The sequence below is a fragment of the Streptomyces sp. PR69 genome (assembly GCF_026420845.1).
Classification (GTDB): Bacteria; Actinomycetota; Actinomycetes; order Streptomycetales; family Streptomycetaceae; genus Streptomyces.
In genome coordinates this window covers 215,309-231,108 of record NZ_JAOWCB010000004.1, presented here as the reverse complement: position 1 = coordinate 231,108, position 15,800 = coordinate 215,309, and the positions used below count along the sequence as shown (strand labels likewise).

The window sequence follows — 15,800 nt, the reverse complement described above, 5'->3', positions numbered from 1 at the left end:
CGGGGGCGCTGTGCAGGGAAGGACACCCGGGCCGAAGCGGGCACTTCACGAGCGCGTGCGAAGATTCTGGTCGTGACCGCCAACGACAGCCCCTCGGGCCGGCCGCCGGGCCAGCAGACGAATCAGACGAAGCAGACGAAGACGTACGACTCGACGTTCCTCACGGCGTGCCGGCGCGAGCCGGTGCCGCATACGCCGGTCTGGTTCATGCGGCAGGCGGGGCGCTCGCTCCCCGAGTACCTCAAGGTGCGCGAGGGCATCCCGATGCTCGAGTCCTGTATGCGGCCCGAGCTGGTCAGCGAGATCACGATGCAGCCGGTGCGCCGCCACAAGGTCGACGCGGCCATCTACTTCAGCGACATCGTCGTACCGCTCAAGGCCATCGGCGTCGACCTCGACATCAAGCCGGGCGTCGGCCCCGTCGTCGCAGAGCCGATCCGTTCGCGTGCGGATCTGGCGCGGCTGCGCGAGCTGACCCCGGAGGACGTCTGGTACGTCACCGAGGCCATCGGGCTGCTTGCCGGGGAGCTGGGCGAGACCCCGCTGATCGGGTTCGCGGGGGCGCCCTTCACCCTCGCCAGCTATCTCGTGGAGGGCGGGCCGTCCCGCAACCACGAGCACACCAAGGCGCTGATGTACGGCGACCCGCAGCTGTGGGCCGATCTGCTGGACCGCCTCGCCGCGATCACCTCGTCCTTTCTGAAGGTCCAGATCGAGGCGGGCGCATCGGCCGTCCAGCTCTTCGACTCCTGGGTCGGGGCGCTGGCCCCGGCGGACTACCGGCGGCAGGTGCTGCCGGCGTCCGCCAAGGTCTTCCAGGCCGTCGCCGAGTACGGCGTTCCGCGCATCCACTTCGGCGTCGGCACCGGCGAACTCCTCGGCCTCCTGGGCGAGGCGGGAGCAGACGTCGTCGGCGTCGACTGGCGGGTGCCGCTGGACGAGGCGGCCCGCAGGGTCGGCCCCGGCAAGGCGCTCCAGGGGAACCTGGACCCGGCCGTCCTGTTCGCCACGCCCGAGGCGGTCGAGGCCAAGACCCGCGAGGTCCTCGCCGCGGCGGCGGGCCTTGAGGGCCATGTCTTCAACCTCGGCCACGGGGTCCTGCCCACGACCGACCCCGACGCGCTGACCCGGCTCGTCGAGTTCGTCCACACCGAGACGGCGCGCTGAGCGCTCCGCGAAAGACAGACCGGCCGGGACGGGCCGGAGAGGCGGGAGGCGGGCTCAGCCTTCGTCGCGCACCGCGGAGGCCGCCCGCCTCGCCGCCACCAGGACCGGGTCCCACACCGGTGAGAACGGCGGGGCATAGCCCAGGTCCAGCGCCGTCAGCTGCTCCACGGTCATGCCCGCCGTCAGTGCGGTCGCGGCGACGTCGACGCGCTTGCCCGCGCCCTCCCGCCCCACGATCTGCACGCCCAGCAGACGGCCGGCGCCGCGTTCGGCGAGCATCTTGACGGTCATCGGGGCGGCCCCGGGGTAGTACCCGGCGCTGTTGGTCGCCTCGATGGTCGCGGTGACGTACTGCAGGCCCGCCGCCCGCGCGTCCTTCTCCCGCAGCCCGGTCCGCGCGATCTCCAGATCGCAGACCTTGCTGACGGCCGTCCCCACCACGCCCGGGAATGTGCCGTAGCCGCCGGCGACATTCGCGCCGATCACCTGCCCGTGCTTGTTGGCGTGCGTGCCCAGCGCGATATGGCGCTCCCGGCCGGAGACCAGATCGAGCACCTCCACACAGTCGCCGCCCGCCCAGATGTTCCCGCAGCCGCGCACCCGCATCGACAGATCGGTGAGCAGCCCTCCGTACACCCCCAGCGGCAGACCCGCCGCGCGGGCGAGGCCGGTCTCCGGCCGTACGCCGATGCCAAGGACCACCACGTCCGCCGGATACTCCGCGTCCCGCACCGCCACCCCGCGGGCCCGCCCGTCGTCGCCGGTGAGGATGCCGACGACCTCCGCGCCGCTCACCGTTGTGACGCCCAGCTCGTCCAGCGCCTTGCGCACCAGCGCGCCCATGTCCGGGTCGAGCGTTGACATCGGCTGCTCGCCGCGGTCGACGAGCGTCACGGTGTAGCCGCGGCGCATCAGGGCCTCCGCCATCTCGACGCCGATGTACCCCGCGCCGACGACCACGGCCCGCCTGCCGTCGTGCCCTTCGAGCCCTTCGAGGGTGTCCAGCAGCGCCTGCCCGTCGTCCAGGGTCTGCACCCCGTGCACCCCCGGCGCGTCGATGCCCGGGATGGGCGGCCGCACGGGCCGCGCCCCGGTCGCGATGACGAGCTTGTCGTAGCCGGTCCACTCCTGTTCGCCCGTCGCCAGATCGCGTGCGCGCACGCGCCCGGCGGTCACGTCGATCTCGGTCACCTCCGTGCGCATCCGCAGATCGATGGCGCGCTCGCGGTGCTCCTCGGGCGTCCGCGCGATCAGCGCGTCGCGGTCCGCGACCGCACCGCCCACCCAGTACGGAATCCCGCATGCCGAGTAGGAGCTGAACCGCCCGCGTTCGAACGCCGTGATCTGAAGCTCCTCGGGGCCCTTCAGCCGGCGTGCCCGCGATGCCGCGGACATGCCCGCCGCATCGCCGCCGATGACCACAAGCCGTTCCCGTTTCCCACCGCTCGTACGACTCATACGACTCATGAGGCACAACCTATGTGCCGTGGGACGTCCATACGGCGTGATCGACCGACAGAGCGGTCTGACAGAGCGGTCTGAGAGAGTGGACCGCATGAACGCGGACACACGCACGGCTCACCCGGATGCGGCCCATGTCGTCGTCATCGGAGGCGGCATCGCCGGGCTCGCGGCCGCGCACCGGCTCGTCGGCTCCGGTGCGCGGGTCACGCTGCTGGAGGCGACCAGCCGCCTCGGCGGCAAGCTGCAGACGGGAGAGATCGCGGGCGCGCCGGTCGACCTGGGCGCCGAGTCCATGCTCGCCCGCCGCCCCGAGGCCGTCGACCTGGCCAGAGCCGCGGGCCTCGGCGACCGGCTGCAGCCGCCCGCCACCGCCTCCGCCTCCATCTGGACCCGCGGCGCGCTCCGCCCGATGCCCAAGGGCCATGTCATGGGCGTCCCCGGCGACCCCGCCGCACTCGCCGGGCTGCTGACCGCCGAGGCCGTCGACCGCATCGCCCGGGAGCCGCGGCTGCCGCCCGCCGACCTCGGCGACGATGTCGCGATCGGGGAGTATGTGGCCGAGCGGCTCGGCCGCGAGGTCGTCGACCGGCTGGTGGAGCCGCTGCTCGGCGGGGTGTACGCGGGCGACGCGTACCGCATCTCGATGCGCGCCGCCGTCCCCCGCCTCTTCGAGGCGGCCCGCGGCCATGCCTCGCTGCTCGCCGCCGTACGGGAGGTACAGGCCGAGGCCGCCGCGGCACAGCCGGACGCCGGGCCGGTCTTCATGGGCGTCGAAGGCGGCGTCGGACTGCTGCCGGACGCGGTCGCCGCCGCCGTCCGCGCCCACGGGGGGCAGATCCTCACCGAGACGCCCGTCGTCGCCCTCACCCGGGCCGCCGCCGGGGGCGGCTGGCAGATCCGCACCGACGAGCGCACCTTCACCGCCGACGGCGTCGTCCTGGCCACCCCCGCCTGGTCCGCCTCCGCGCTGCTCGCCGACGAGTCCCCGGCGGCGTCCGCGGAGCTCGGCCGTGTCGAGTACGCCTCCATGGCGCTGGTCACCCTCGCCTTCCGCCGTGCCGACCTGACCGGGACAGGCGCGGGCGGCGGCCTGCCCGACGGCAGCGGCTTCCTGGTGCCGCCCGCCGACGGCCGCGCGATCAAGGCGTCCACGTTCTCCACCCGCAAGTGGGGCTGGGTCGACCGCGCCGCCCCCGACCTGTTCATACTGCGCACCTCCCTCGGCAGATACGGCGAGGAGGAGCAGCTCCACTGCGAGGACTCCGAACTGATCGCGGCCTCCCTCGCCGACCTCGCCGAGGCGACCGGCCTGTCCGCACGGCCCGCGGCCGCCGAGGTGACGCGCTGGATCGGCGGCCTGCCGCAGTACCCCGTCGGCCATCCGGACCGGGTCGCCCGCATCCGCGAGGAGGTCGCCAAGCTGCCCGGACTGCGGGTCTGCGGGGCGGTGTACGACGGCGTCGGCATCCCCGCCTGCATCGCAAGCGCCCAGCGGGCGGCGGATGAGATCCTCGCCATGCCCACCCTGGCGCGGAGCGCCGGAGCGGACGCGGGACAATAGCCTCATGAGCGCCCCCGAAAAGATTCCGAACGCCGGCAAGAAGGCCAGGGACCTCAACGAGGTCATCCGCTACACCCTGTGGTCCGTCTTCAAGCTGCGCGATGTGCTCCCCGCCGACACCGACCGCGCGGGGTGTGCGGCCGAGGTCCAGGAGCTGTTCGACCAGCTCGCCGCCAAGGACGTCACCGTGCGCGGCACCTATGACGTCTCCGGGCTGCGCGCCGATGCCGACCTGATGATCTGGTGGCACGCCGAGACCGCGGACGAGCTCCAGGAGGCGTACAACCTCTTCCGCCGCACCCGGCTCGGCCGGGCGCTGGAGCCGGTCTGGTCGAATATGGCGCTGCACCGCCCCGCGGAGTTCAACAAGTCGCACATCCCGGCCTTCCTGGCCGATGAGACGCCCCGCGACTATGTCTCGGTCTACCCCTTCGTGCGCTCCTACGACTGGTATCTGCTGCCGGACGAGGACCGCCGCCGGATGCTCGCCGACCACGGCAAGATGGCCCGCGGCTTCCCGGACGTACGCGCCAACACGGTGGCGTCGTTCTCGCTCGGCGACTACGAGTGGCTGCTCGCCTTCGAGGCGGACGAGCTCTACCGGATCGTCGACCTGATGCGCCATCTGCGGGCCTCCGAGGCGCGGATGCACGTCCGCGAAGAGGTCCCGTTCTTCACCGGCCGGCGCAAGTCGGTCGCGGACCTGGTGGCCGGTCTGGCCTGAGGTCGCCTGCCTGCCGCGGGAACCCGGAAGATCAGACGGCGTGCGGGACCTTCCCGGTCTCCGCGTGCCGCTCCAGCGACACCGGGTCGGGCTCCGGGTGCGGCGCGCACGCAGCGCGCCGCTCCGGCGTCTTTCCGGTCAGCAGATACCGCTCCATATGGGAGTTGACACAGGCGTTGGACCCGCCGCCGATGCCGTGCGTGCCCGAGTCCAGCTCGGTGACCAGCGCCGAGCCAGCCAGCCGCCGCTGGAGCTCCAGCGCCCCGGCGTACGGCGTCGCCGCGTCCCGCTCCGCGGCCAGGATCAGCGTCGGCGGCAGTTCGCCCTCCCCCGCGCCCACCTCCAGCGGCTGCTGCCGGGGCTCGGACCAGTAGGCGCACGGCAGGTTCATCCAGGCGTTGTCCCAGGTCTCGAAGGGCGCCTTGCGGGCCAGTTCGCTGTTGTCGCGGTCCCACACCTCCCACTCGGTCGGCCACGGGGCGTCATTGCACTCGACCGCCGTGTAGACGGCGTTGCCGTTCTCCCTGGCCTTCGCCGTCTCCGCCTTCGGCGCGGCCTGTTCGATCAGCGGCTTCTCGTTCCCCTTGAGGAACTCCGACAGCGCAGCCGCCCGCCGCGGCCAGTAGTCGTCGTAGTATGCCGCTCCCAGAAACGCCGCATGCAGCTGGCCGGGGCCGACCGTGCCGCCCGCGGGCCGGTACGCCAGCCGGGCCCGCACCTTCTCGTAGCTGCGCGCCACTTCCTCGGCCGTCGCGCCCAGCCCGTACACGTCGTCGTGGCGGGCGACCCAGGCGCGGAAGTCCGCCCAGCGGGCTTCAAAGGCCAGTGACTGGTCGAGATTGTTCTGGTACCAGATCTGGCGGGGGTCGGGGTTGACCGCCGAGTCGAAGACCATACGGCGGACCTGGGAGGGGAAGAGCGTGGCGTACAGCGCGCCGATGTACGTGCCGTACGACGCGCCCATGAACGTCAGCTTCCGCTCGCCCAGCGCCGCGCGCAGCACCTGAAGATCGCGGGCGTTGTTGAGGGAGTGATAGTGGCGCAGCGCGGGCCCGTTCCGGTCGGCGCAGCCGCGCGCGTACGCCTTCGCCTCGGCGACCCGCTCCATCTTGTACGAAAGGGAGGGGTGCGCCGGGGCCTGGGTGGGGGCCTTGAGGAAGTCGGCGGGGTCCTGGCAGGACAGCGGGGCCGAGCGGGCCACGCCGCGCGGGGCATAGCCGACCAGGTCATACGCCCGGGCGATCCGCTGCCACCCCTTGAGCTGGCCGAGCAGCGGGAAGTACATGCTGGACGCGCCGGGGCCGCCGGGGTTGTAGACGAGAGCGCCCTGGCGCTCGCCGGGTTCGCCGCGGGCCCCGGTGCGGCTGACGGTCAGTTCGATCTGCTCGCCGGTGGGGTCGGCGTAGTCGAGGGGGACCGAGACGGTGCCGCACTCCACGGACGCGGGCAGCATCTCCTCCTTGTGACAGCGGCCGAAGTCGACTCCGGACACGGCCGCGCGGGCGGCGGCGACCTCGACGCCCGCGGCTTCCGCCCAGCCCGCCGCGGCCGCAGCGGGCTGATGCGCGGCCTCGGGGGACGAGAGGGGTGCGCTGCCCGCGGGGGTGACGGCGAAGGCGGTCAGAACCAAGGAGGTGAGGCCGGCAGCGGCCCCCTTGAGCGCGGTTGCTCTCATCGCGTTCCCTTCGTGCGGGCGGCCGTGCGGGCGGCGGCTCCGCGGCCGTGGACGCACACAGACGCGGAGGCCATAGACGAAAGGATGATCAGCAGAGCGGTTCGGCGAAGTAAAGCACCGTGGTCCGGTGTCGGGGTCAATGACTCCGATGCGCCGTACGGCCCGGCGCGAGCGCCGCGCGCAGGGCGGGGTCGTCGAGCGCGCGCGCCCCTCGTACGGCGACGGCGGTCAGCACCTCGCGCTCGCCGTCGCGGCCGTCGCGGCCGCTGCGGGAGAGCGAACCAAGCAGCCGCTGGCCGTCGGGGGAGGCCCAGGTGCTGTACGGGTGGACCTCGATGCGCGCGATGGCCAGCGTGCCCAGGGTGAGGAGGAGGGGCAGCGCGAACCAGCCGAGCACCGGGGCTCCGCCGCCCGGCCCCTGAGGGAAGGTCAGATGGGCCACCGCGGCGAGTGCGACGGTGAGCGCGGCCGCGGCCCGTACCGCCCGCACCGCCGAGGAGATCTGCGCCCGGGCGGCTTCGGGGACGGCGAGCCCGGAGCGTACGAGACCGTCGCCGAGGGCGCGCACCGCCCCCGCGGCGCAGGCGGCGGCCCGTACCGCGGCGATCCGCGCCTGGCCCGCCGGTCCGATCGCGCCGATGACCGAGCGTTCCAGCTCGTCCTCGCCCTCCGGGTCCACGACGGTGGCCCATCCGGTGTGCGCCAGCAGCAGCCGCCGGCGGCGGTGCAGGGAGACGAGCGTGAGGTCGGTGACCCGGTGCGGTCCGCCGGCGAGAAACGCCGCCTCGTACAGGCTCAGCGTCGCCCGCGCCCCGTCGGCCCTGTCGGCTCCGCCGGCCTCGCCGGGCTGTCCGCCCGGCGCGGGCGGCGAGGCCGGGCGCGCGGCGTCTACGGCGGCGCGGCACAGCCGTACGCAGCTCAGCCCGGCCGCGGCCCAGGCCACCAGAAGGAGCAGAACCCAGAAGACATCCCCGTATATGTCCGAGTACATGTGCGAGTTGTACGCGAGGCGTCCTTGAGCGCGCCATGGGGCGTCCGCCGCAAGGGACCGGGCGTTACCGCTTCGTGATGTCCCGCCGTCGACTCGGCGCGCTCACCGTATGGTGAGCGCGGCGCGGGCCGCCCGGACGAATCTGGTCGCCCGCAGCGGCGGGCGCGAAGCGGCTCTCTCGTCATGCCACAGGGTGAGCCGACGGCGGACCCTCACGTCCGTGACGCGTCCGGAGCCCAGCAGATGCGCGGCGAAGTCAAGCGCGTCGCGGCGGTATCCGGAGCGCATCGGCCGGTTTCTCGCGTAGTCGAGGAACGCGTCGCGATAGCCGCCGCCGAGGATCTCCGGCAGCTCGGGGGCGACCTTGGCGACGACGTCGGCCCGCTTGGCGGACAGCGCGCGGCTCTGCACCCGCATCCGCCGCGAGTCGAACCCTTCGGGCGCGGGCGTCCCGGCCACCAGCGCCGACAACACCGCGGCCTGCCCGATCCCCAGCCGCACCCGTGCGCCGTCGTCCGCCGCGTCAGTCTCGCCCGCGGTGCGCGCGGGGGTCCCCGCAGCGGCCGTTTTGACGGCAGCCGCGCGGGCCGCCCGCCGCACGGGACCGCCGACCGCCGCTCCCGCGGCCCCGCCGCGCCCGTCCTCGGCGGTCGTCCCCTTGCCGCGCTGCTCCACCCGAGGCCGCGCGGGGCGGCGGACCGCCCGGCCGGCAGGCCCGACGGGGCGGGGCAGGTCGGCGGCCGATCCTGGTACGCCCGTGAGCTCTGCGTCGGCGGGCTGCGGGTCGGTTGCTTCCGGAGCGTGTGGGAGGTCCGTGTCGGGGGTTCGTGTGCCTGTGGTGCCGCGGGGCTGGTTGTGGGTCGGTCCGGGTGTGCCCGTGGGCTCTGTGTCGGTGGTCTGCGTGCTCGTGGCGTCGGCGGGCTGCGGGTCGGCTGCTTCCGGAGCGTGTGGGAGGTCCGTGTCGGGGGTTCGTGTGCCTGTGGTGCCGTGGGGCTGGTTGTGGGTCGGTCCGGGTGTGCCCGTGGGCTCTGTGTCGGTGGCGCGCGTGCTCGTGGCATGGCAGGGCTGCCGGTCGGCGGCCGGTTCCGGTGTGTCTGGAAGCCCGGTGTCCACGGCCCGCGCGTACATGGCGCCGCCAGGTCCGCCGGGCCCCTGCTCCGATGCCCGGCCAGGCTCCGCGGCGGGCGCGGGCCGCGCCCGCGCGCCGAGCGGCCGACGCCGGGCCGCCACGGCGCCCGGGTCCGCCGCTGTCGGCGACTCGTCGTGCGGGGCGGCCGCACCGGGCGTGGCCACGGCACCCGCGGGCTCCGCATCCGCCGAACGCGACCGCGCTTCCCGCGCCCCGCGGGCTAGGGCGGTGCGGATCGCCGTCAGCTCCGCGGCGAGCTCCTCCTCCGGAGGAAACGCGTCGTCGCGCTCCAGCAGCACCCCGGGCGGGGCCGTGCGGGAGCGGAGTTCGGCGAGGATGTCCAGCACCTTGCGCGGCACCGGATGGGCATGCGTGTCATGCCACACCCCGTCGCGCTCCACCCCGCCCGCGACATGCACATACGCGATCGCCTCGACCGGCAGCAGCTCCAGCTCCCGCACGGGGTCCTGGCCGAGGTTCACATGGTTGGTGTGCAGATTGGCCACGTCGATCAGCAGCCGGACCCCCGTCCGCTCCACCAGCTCGGCGAGGAACTGCCCCTCGGTCAGCTCCTCGTCCGGCCAGGAGATCAGCGCCGCGATGTTCTCCAGCGCCAGCGGCACAGGCAGGCTGTCCTGAGCGATCCGCACGTTCTCGCACAGCACCTTCAGCGCGTCCCGGGTGCGCGGCACCGGCAGCAGATGGCCCGCCTCAAGCGCCGGTGTCGCGGTGAGCGCGCCCCCGGCCCGTACGAACGCGATGTGCTCCGTCACCAGCGGCGCGCCGAGCGCCTCCGCACGCTCCGCCAGCGCGGTGAGCCGGTGCTCGTCGGGACGGTCCGCGCCGCCCAGCCCCAGCGAGACGCCGTGCGGCACGATCCGGGTGCCGCGGGCGCGCAGCCGGGACAGCGAGCCGGGCAGATGGCCGGGGCACACGTTCTCGGCGACGACCTCCACCCAGTCGACGCCGGGCAGCCGTTCCACCGTGTCCGCGATCTCCGGCCGCCAGCCGATTCCGATCCCGAGCTCCATCTCGTCCCCCTCCTCCGCCAGGAGTTGCCGTCGGCGGTTCCTGAGGGGTCTTCGCCCAGCCGGGCCGTGTTGAACCCGAACGAGGGTACGTTCAGAGGTTTATTTGAGCTTTACGGGGAGCCTGCGGGGAGCCCTACGGGGCTTCCGGCTCGCCGCCCCCGGCCACCGGCGGGCGGTTGGTGTTGATCGCCGTCGGCGGGCCCGGCTGGGTTGAGGGCCGCGAGGTGAAGGTCTGGCCGGGCCCCGGGGTCGCCGGGTTGGGGGCGGGCGGCAGGTTGCCGTTCGGCGGCGGCGGTCCGGTGGGGCTGGCCGTCGACGCCCTGGCCTCCTCGTTGGCGATCTCGTCGAAGTCCACGCGCCCGGTCTGCTCCAGCATCGTGATGTGGTCCAGCACGGTCTGGTTCGCATCCGACGCCAGCTGCCGGATCAGCGAGTTCCGCGTGGTGTGGCGCACCTTGGCGATCAGCCCGAACACCTTCCCGTGCGCCTCCCGCAGGATCTGCGCGAACTTCCGCTCGTACTCGACGCCCTGCGCCGCCGACAGCTCCCGCAGCCAGCCCTGCTGCTGCTCGGTGGGCTGGTTCGGCAGTTCGACCCCGAGCTTCGCCGCGACGTCGCGCGCCCGCTTGTCCAGATCGGTGTGGCCGACGACCAGATGGTCCCCCGCGTCCCGGATCGCCTGGCTCGGGGCGCGCTCCATCGCCTGCTGCCCGGCCGGCAGCTCCCACAGCCCGGCGAGCCGCACCTTCACAAGGAAGTCGCGGTCCGTCGCCGAGAGCGGCCCCCACTGGGTGGCGACGGACGAGGCGTTGAGATGGTCCTGCCCGGTGCCGGAGCGGTCGGCGTACGACCACACTGGGAATGCCAGCGCCCCTACCGTGGCGACGAGCGCCCCGATGATCAGTGCCGTCCCGTTGATGCGCCGCAACAATGTGCCTGCCTCCATAGCCGATGCGTTACCTGGCAACCAACAGCCGACCGGCGGGCGGACTCAAGCCGCTCGACGGCAATGAGAGGTACGCAATGAAACGGCCGGGCGTTCAGCGGCCGGCCGTTCCGGCGGGCAGACATTCGAGGTGCGGGGGTTCGGGCGGCGGGGCGTTCAGCCGTGCCGTCGCCCGCCCAGCGCGGGATGGTCCGCGACGACCGTGCAGCTGCCGGGCGCGATCTCCGTGTATCCGGCGTCCCGCACCACCGGCAGCCGCCCGCCGGCCGTCAGCGCACGCCACCGCTCGGGTCCGGCCGTACGCACCGACAGCCGGAAGGCGTTCTCGCGCCAGATCTTGCGCTCCGCCTCCGGCAGCTCCAGCCAGGCGATCTGCGCCCCGTGCCCGGCCTGCGCCATGGCCTTGCCCGCCGACATCTCCAGCTCGGGGCTCAGCCACAGCACCGGGTCCGCGGGGCCGGGCGCGGCGGGCGGCTCGGGGTCGTCCAGCTCGGTGCCGGAGACCTGGAGCTTGGCCAGCTCCTTGGGCCAGCCGTCCAGCGGCACCGGCGGGAAGACCCGCACCTCGGCCGTCTCCCCGGTGACCGTGATGCCGTCCAGCGCCGACGCCTTGCGCCACTCCGCGCCGCGCGCCCGCCGCACCACCTTGCGGATGCGGCCGTCCTGCCAGTCGTGCATGGCCTGTGCCCATGGGCCGTCGCCCGCCGAGCGTTCATCGGCCAGGATGTGCAGCACGGCGCGGGCGGCCGTCTCCAGCGCGTCGGTACGGGCCGGAGGCGCGGCCTTCTCGATGCGCACGACCATCGGCAGCACGAACTGTGGGGCAAGATCGCGGGCGGTCGGCTCCTGCCGGAACGGACTGCCGGGGTTCTCGGTACGGGACTCTTCGCTGCTCACACGCCCAGTCTGCCAGCGGCGACACAGCCCCGAGGGGGCAGGCCCGGGCCCGGTCAGCGGGCCCGCATCAGCTCGGAGACCTTCACAAAGCGGTAGCCGCGTGCGCGCAGCTCCGGGACGATGCGGCGTACCGCCTCCTCGGTGACGGGCGCGGCGCTGCGGGTGCAGTGCAGCACCACCAGCGAGCCCGGCCGCACCCCGGCCAGCACCTGAGCGGCCACCGCGTCCGCGTCAGCGGCGAACGCGTCGCCGCTGACGACGTCCCACTGCACCGCCGTCACCTTCGCGGGCGCGAGCGCCCGCAGCGCCGTGTCGTCGTAGCAGCCTCCGGGGAACCGGAAGTAGGGCGCGGTATGGCGCACCCCGACCTTCTCGAAGACGGCGAACGCCCGCTGCACGTCCTGGAGCATCCTGCCCTCGCCGACCGGCGGCAGGCTGTAGCAGGGGGAGGCGAAGGCGTAGTGGCTGTAGGAGTGGTTGCCGACCTCGAAGAGCGGATCGCCGCCGATCGCCCGCGCCTGGTCCGGATACTCCTCGGCCCATCGCCCCGTCATAAAGACTGTGGAGGGCACTTTCAGCGTCCGCAGCGCTTCGATGAGCCCCGGATTGTCGAACCGCTCCCCGCGCGCTGCCCGCGGCCCCTGGCCGGCGGTCATATCGGCGTCGAAGGTCAGCGCCACGACCTTTCCCGCCGCCGCGGTTCCCCGCTCGAAGACCGCGGTGAGCCCACCGGGTCCCGGCGCGAGGGTGGGTACGGGGGGCGTCGGCGTCGCGCCGGCGGACGGCCCTGTGACTCCCGTGGCCCCCGTGGCGGGAGCAACAGCGGACGCCCGGGCGGAATCCGGCGGCGTGGGCCCGCCCCCGCAGCCGGTCAGCACAACGCCGAGAGCAGCGAGAGCGGCGAGGGGCGTGAGCTTTCGCATGGAATGGGTCACTGGCGAAAATTATCTGACAGTCGGCTGATGCGAGGGGCCAGCGCACCCTCGGGGCCGGCAGTTCCCCTGAGTGGCCGTCCCTCCGCGGCCAACCGGCGGTGAAGTAATGTGATTTCTTCGTGGATGCGGCCGCGGAGGAGACCATCGACGTCCGACAGCAGAGCCCGGCCGAGGTGCGGCCGGCCCCCGTCCGCGGGCGGCTCGTCTCGTTTCTGATTCCGCTCCTGCTCGCCCTGGCTCTGGGCCTGTGGGGCGTCACCCGCCACGGCACGATGTGGCGTGATGAGTCCGTCACATATCAGGTCGCCCATCGCGGCGTCTTCGACATCGGCAGGCTGCTGGGCAGCGCCGACGCGGTGCACGGCCTCTACTACCTCCTCATGCACGGGCTGTTCGGCGTCTGGGACGGCGGCCTGCTGACGCTGAGACTTCCGTCGGTCCTCGCCGCAGCCGTCAGCGCCGGCTGCGTCGGCCTCATCGCATGCCGGCTGGCCGGCGTCCGGGCGGGGCTGCTCAGCGGCGTCGTCTTCTGTGTGCTGCCCGAGGTGCAGATGTACGCACAGGAAGGGCGTTCGTACGCTCTGGTCTGCGCGCTTGTCGCCTTCGCCACCTATGTGCTCGTCAGGGCTCTCACCGGCGCGTCCCGGCTCCTGTGGGCGGTCTACAGCGCAGCCGTGCTGCTCGCCTGCTGGCTCCATGAGTTCGCGGTGCTCGCGCTCCTGGGGCATGCGGCGGCGGTTCTGCATCCGAGTGTGCCGCGCCACGTCCGGCGGGCGTGGGCTGCGGCGGCGGGCACGGTGGCAGCCGGAGCGGCGCCCCTGGCCGTGTTCAGCATGGGGCAGTCGGCCCAGGTCTCCTGGATCGGCAGCCCGAAGCCGGGGGAGTGGCTGGAGATCTCGGCCGTCGCCCTCCTGGCGCTGCTGTGCGCGCGCTGGCTGTCGGCGGGCCGGGCGTCGGCTCCGCCGCACCGGCCGCTGCTGTGCCGCCTCGCCCTGCCCCTGGCGCTCGCCCCCACGGCGGCACTCCTCCTCGCGTCCCTGTACGAACCCATGTACGTGGACCGTTACGTCCTCTATGTCAACATCGGCCTCGCCCTGCTCGTGGGAACGGCGGCGGACGCGGTCCTCGCCAAGGGCTCCGCGCCGCTCCCTCTGCGCACCCGCGCGCATCGTCGCGTCGCGCTCCCGGTGCTGATCGGCGGGGTGGTCCTGGCGCTCCTCCCGGTCACGCTGCAGCTGCGCACACCCGACAGCCGCAAGGACGATCTGACCGCCATCGCCGAAGCGGTCGAACGCGTATCCGGCCAGGGGGACGCGGTCGTCTTCACCCCGGCTCGCCGGCGGGAGTGGCGGCTCTCCTATGCCCAGGAGTACGACGGCCTGGTCGATCTCGCCCTGAAACGAGACCCCGCCGAGTCGGGAACGCTGCAGGGCGAGGAGCATCCAGCGGCGGAGATACGGCGGCGCATGCTCGCCGCGACGCGCATCGTCGTGCTCAGCGACCCGCCGGACCAGCCCGAAGACGCGGCCGGACAGGAGCTGACCAAGCGCGAAGTCCTGCGCCACCACTTCGTACCGTGCGCGCGCACGCGGGTGAAGGGCGCACAGGTCACGCTCTACGCCCGGCCCGGAGCGTGCGGGCCGCGGTCCTGAAGCAGGCGCTTGCGGCAGCGCAGCCCGCGGACGTCCGGTCCGCGGGCTGCGGCTGAGTCCGCACGGCTCAGGCGAGGGATGCGGCCAGCGTGATCGTCGTGCCCGTGAGGGCCTTGCTCACCGGGCAGTTCACCTTCGCGTCCTCGGCCGCCTTGACGAAGTCCGCCTCGTCGATGCCGGGCACCTCGCCCTCGACCGTGAGGTGCACGCCGGTGATGCCGGCGCCGGGCTGGAAGGTCACCTCGGCCTTGGTGTTCAGCCGGGTCGGCGCATGGCCGGCCTTGGTCAGGACGTTCGAGAGCGCCATGGAGTAGCAGCTGGAGTGCGCGGCGGCGATCAGCTCTTCGGGGCTGGTCTTGCCGGGGGCGTCCTCGGCACGCGCCGGCCAGGAGACGGCGTACTCCCCGAGCTTGGAATAGTCCAGGCTGACGGTGCCCGAACCCTCCAGGAGGCTGCCTTCCCAGACCGTGTGCGCGTGGCGGGTGGTGGCCATGATGCGTTCCCTTCTGACGGAAAGGTGTTACGCACCGAACTTACTGGTCCACGAGGCTCTTTGCGTCACGCGCCAGCGCGGTGAGGCGGGAGATGGCCCTGAAGTACTTCTTGCGGTACCCGCCGTTCAGCATCTCTTCGCTGAACAGCCGGTCGAAGGGCAGCCCGGAGGCCAGCACCGGCACCTCGCGGTCGTACAGCCGGTCGGCCAGCACCACCAGGCGCAGCGCGGTCGACTGATCGGGAACCGGCCGCACGTCGGTGAGGCATACGGCGCGCACGCCCTCCGTGAGCGCCCCGTACCGGCTCGGATGCACCTTCGCCAGATGCTCCAGCAGCTGCGGGAAGTCGTCGAGGGAGGCGCCGTCGGCGGCGTACGCGGTCTTGGCGACGACCTCGTCGGAGTACGGGGCCGGGGCCTCGGGCAGCCCGCGGTGCCGGTAGTCCTCGCCGTCGATGCGCAGCGGCCGGAAGTGCGCGGAGAGCCCCTGGATCTCGCGGAGGAAGTCGGCGGCGGCGAACCGGCCCTCGCCGAGCTTGCCCGGCAGCGTGTTGGAGGTGGCGGCGAGCGCGACGCCCGCCTCGACCAGCTTGCCCAGCAGCGTGGAGACCAGGACCGTGTCGCCCGGATCGTCGAGTTCGAATTCGTCGATGCACAGCAGCCGGTGCCCGCTCAGCGTGCGCACGGTCTCCTGGAAGCCCAGTGCGCCCACCAGATTGGTCAGCTCCACGAAGGTGCCGAAGGCCTTGAGGGAGGGCGCCGCGGGGGTGGCGTGCCACAGGGAGGCCAGCAGATGAGTCTTGCCGACGCCGTAGCCGCCGTCCAGATACACCCCGCGGGGTGCGGCCGGGGCCGCGGGCTTGCGTGCGAACCAGCGCCGCCGGCCCGCGCCGCTCGCGTGCGCCCCGCCCAGGCCCCCCGCGAAGCCGCTGAGCACACAGACCGCCTCGGCCTGGCTGGGCTGGGCCGGGTCGGGGACGTAGGTGTCGAAGCGGACCGAGTCGAAGCGCGGCGGCGGAACCATCTCGGCCACCAGCCGGTCGGCGGGGACGAAGGGCTCGCGGGCGCACAGGGACAGCGGCGTGGCTTCACGCACGGTGTCACTCATGGGACTCGTGGGGCTCGTGGGTGTCGT

Annotated in this window: 12 protein-coding genes and 2 pseudogenes; 4 read left to right on the top strand and 10 right to left on the bottom strand. The window is 73.3% G+C overall.

Annotated features, from left to right (window positions below):
- Nucleotides 1–72: 72 nt before the first annotated feature.
- Nucleotides 73–1,167, top strand: a complete 1,095-nt coding sequence (gene hemE, locus OF819_RS05735) for a uroporphyrinogen decarboxylase (protein WP_267242243.1) — start codon at nt 73–75, stop codon at nt 1,165–1,167.
- 54 nt (nt 1,168–1,221) lie between these two features.
- Here the strand turns inward: hemE and OF819_RS05730 are convergent, their stop codons facing one another.
- The gene (locus tag OF819_RS05730) at nt 1,222–2,634 is read right to left on the bottom strand and encodes an FAD-dependent oxidoreductase (protein ID WP_416370476.1); all 1,413 of its coding nucleotides are present in this window, start codon (nt 2,632–2,634) and stop codon (nt 1,222–1,224) included.
- 88 nt (nt 2,635–2,722) lie between these two features.
- Here OF819_RS05730 and hemG point away from each other — a divergent pair, with 88 nt between their 5' ends.
- A complete protein-coding gene (gene hemG / locus OF819_RS05725) occupies nt 2,723–4,192 on the top strand; it encodes a protoporphyrinogen oxidase (RefSeq protein ID WP_267242242.1) in 1,470 nt (489 codons plus the stop codon).
- 4 nt (nt 4,193–4,196) lie between these two features.
- Nucleotides 4,197–4,916, top strand: a complete 720-nt coding sequence (hemQ, locus tag OF819_RS05720) for a hydrogen peroxide-dependent heme synthase (protein ID WP_267242241.1) — start codon at nt 4,197–4,199, stop codon at nt 4,914–4,916.
- A 31-nt stretch (nt 4,917–4,947) separates the two neighbouring features.
- Here hemQ and OF819_RS05715 read toward each other — a convergent pair whose 3' ends face one another.
- The 7 genes and pseudogenes from OF819_RS05715 to OF819_RS05690 form a co-directional block, all read right to left on the bottom strand.
- Nucleotides 4,948–6,591: an alpha/beta fold hydrolase gene (locus tag OF819_RS05715; protein ID WP_267242240.1), complete on the bottom strand. Its 1,644-nt coding sequence runs from the start codon at nt 6,589–6,591 to the stop codon at nt 4,948–4,950.
- A 136-nt stretch (nt 6,592–6,727) separates the two neighbouring features.
- The gene (locus tag OF819_RS05710) at nt 6,728–7,582 is read right to left on the bottom strand and encodes a TIGR04222 domain-containing membrane protein (protein ID WP_267242239.1); all 855 of its coding nucleotides are present in this window, start codon (nt 7,580–7,582) and stop codon (nt 6,728–6,730) included.
- A 102-nt stretch (nt 7,583–7,684) separates the two neighbouring features.
- A pseudogene (locus tag OF819_RS29220) lies at nt 7,685–8,170 on the bottom strand (endonuclease); the annotation flags it as partial.
- 759 nt (nt 8,171–8,929) lie between these two features.
- Nucleotides 8,930–9,742 (bottom strand): annotated as a pseudogene (locus OF819_RS29215) (DUF692 domain-containing protein); the annotation flags it as partial.
- A 133-nt stretch (nt 9,743–9,875) separates the two neighbouring features.
- The gene (locus OF819_RS05700; protein ID WP_267242325.1) at nt 9,876–10,670 is read right to left on the bottom strand and encodes a DUF4142 domain-containing protein; all 795 of its coding nucleotides are present in this window, start codon (nt 10,668–10,670) and stop codon (nt 9,876–9,878) included.
- A gap of 174 nt (nt 10,671–10,844) precedes the next feature.
- Complete coding sequence (locus tag OF819_RS05695) at nt 10,845–11,585, bottom strand: peptidyl-tRNA hydrolase (RefSeq protein ID WP_267242237.1); 741 nt, start codon at nt 11,583–11,585, stop codon at nt 10,845–10,847.
- A 53-nt stretch (nt 11,586–11,638) separates the two neighbouring features.
- Nucleotides 11,639–12,508 carry a polysaccharide deacetylase family protein gene (locus OF819_RS05690; protein WP_267242236.1) on the bottom strand — a complete coding sequence of 290 codons (870 nt, stop codon included), beginning with the start codon at nt 12,506–12,508 and terminating at the stop codon, nt 11,639–11,641.
- A 131-nt stretch (nt 12,509–12,639) separates the two neighbouring features.
- Between OF819_RS05690 and OF819_RS05685 the strand changes: the two genes are divergently transcribed.
- The gene (locus tag OF819_RS05685) at nt 12,640–14,172 is read left to right on the top strand and encodes a glycosyltransferase family 39 protein (RefSeq protein ID WP_267242235.1); all 1,533 of its coding nucleotides are present in this window, start codon (nt 12,640–12,642) and stop codon (nt 14,170–14,172) included.
- Between the two features lie 67 nt (nt 14,173–14,239).
- On the opposite strand, the gene OF819_RS05680 is transcribed toward OF819_RS05685, so the two are convergent.
- Together OF819_RS05680 and zapE are read right to left on the bottom strand one after the other, a co-directional pair.
- Nucleotides 14,240–14,665 carry an OsmC family protein gene (locus OF819_RS05680; RefSeq protein WP_267242234.1) on the bottom strand — a complete coding sequence of 142 codons (426 nt, stop codon included), beginning with the start codon at nt 14,663–14,665 and terminating at the stop codon, nt 14,240–14,242.
- A 40-nt stretch (nt 14,666–14,705) separates the two neighbouring features.
- Nucleotides 14,706–15,773 carry a cell division protein ZapE gene (gene zapE / locus OF819_RS05675; RefSeq protein ID WP_267242233.1) on the bottom strand — a complete coding sequence of 356 codons (1,068 nt, stop codon included), beginning with the start codon at nt 15,771–15,773 and terminating at the stop codon, nt 14,706–14,708.
- Nucleotides 15,774–15,800: the final 27 nt, after the last annotated feature.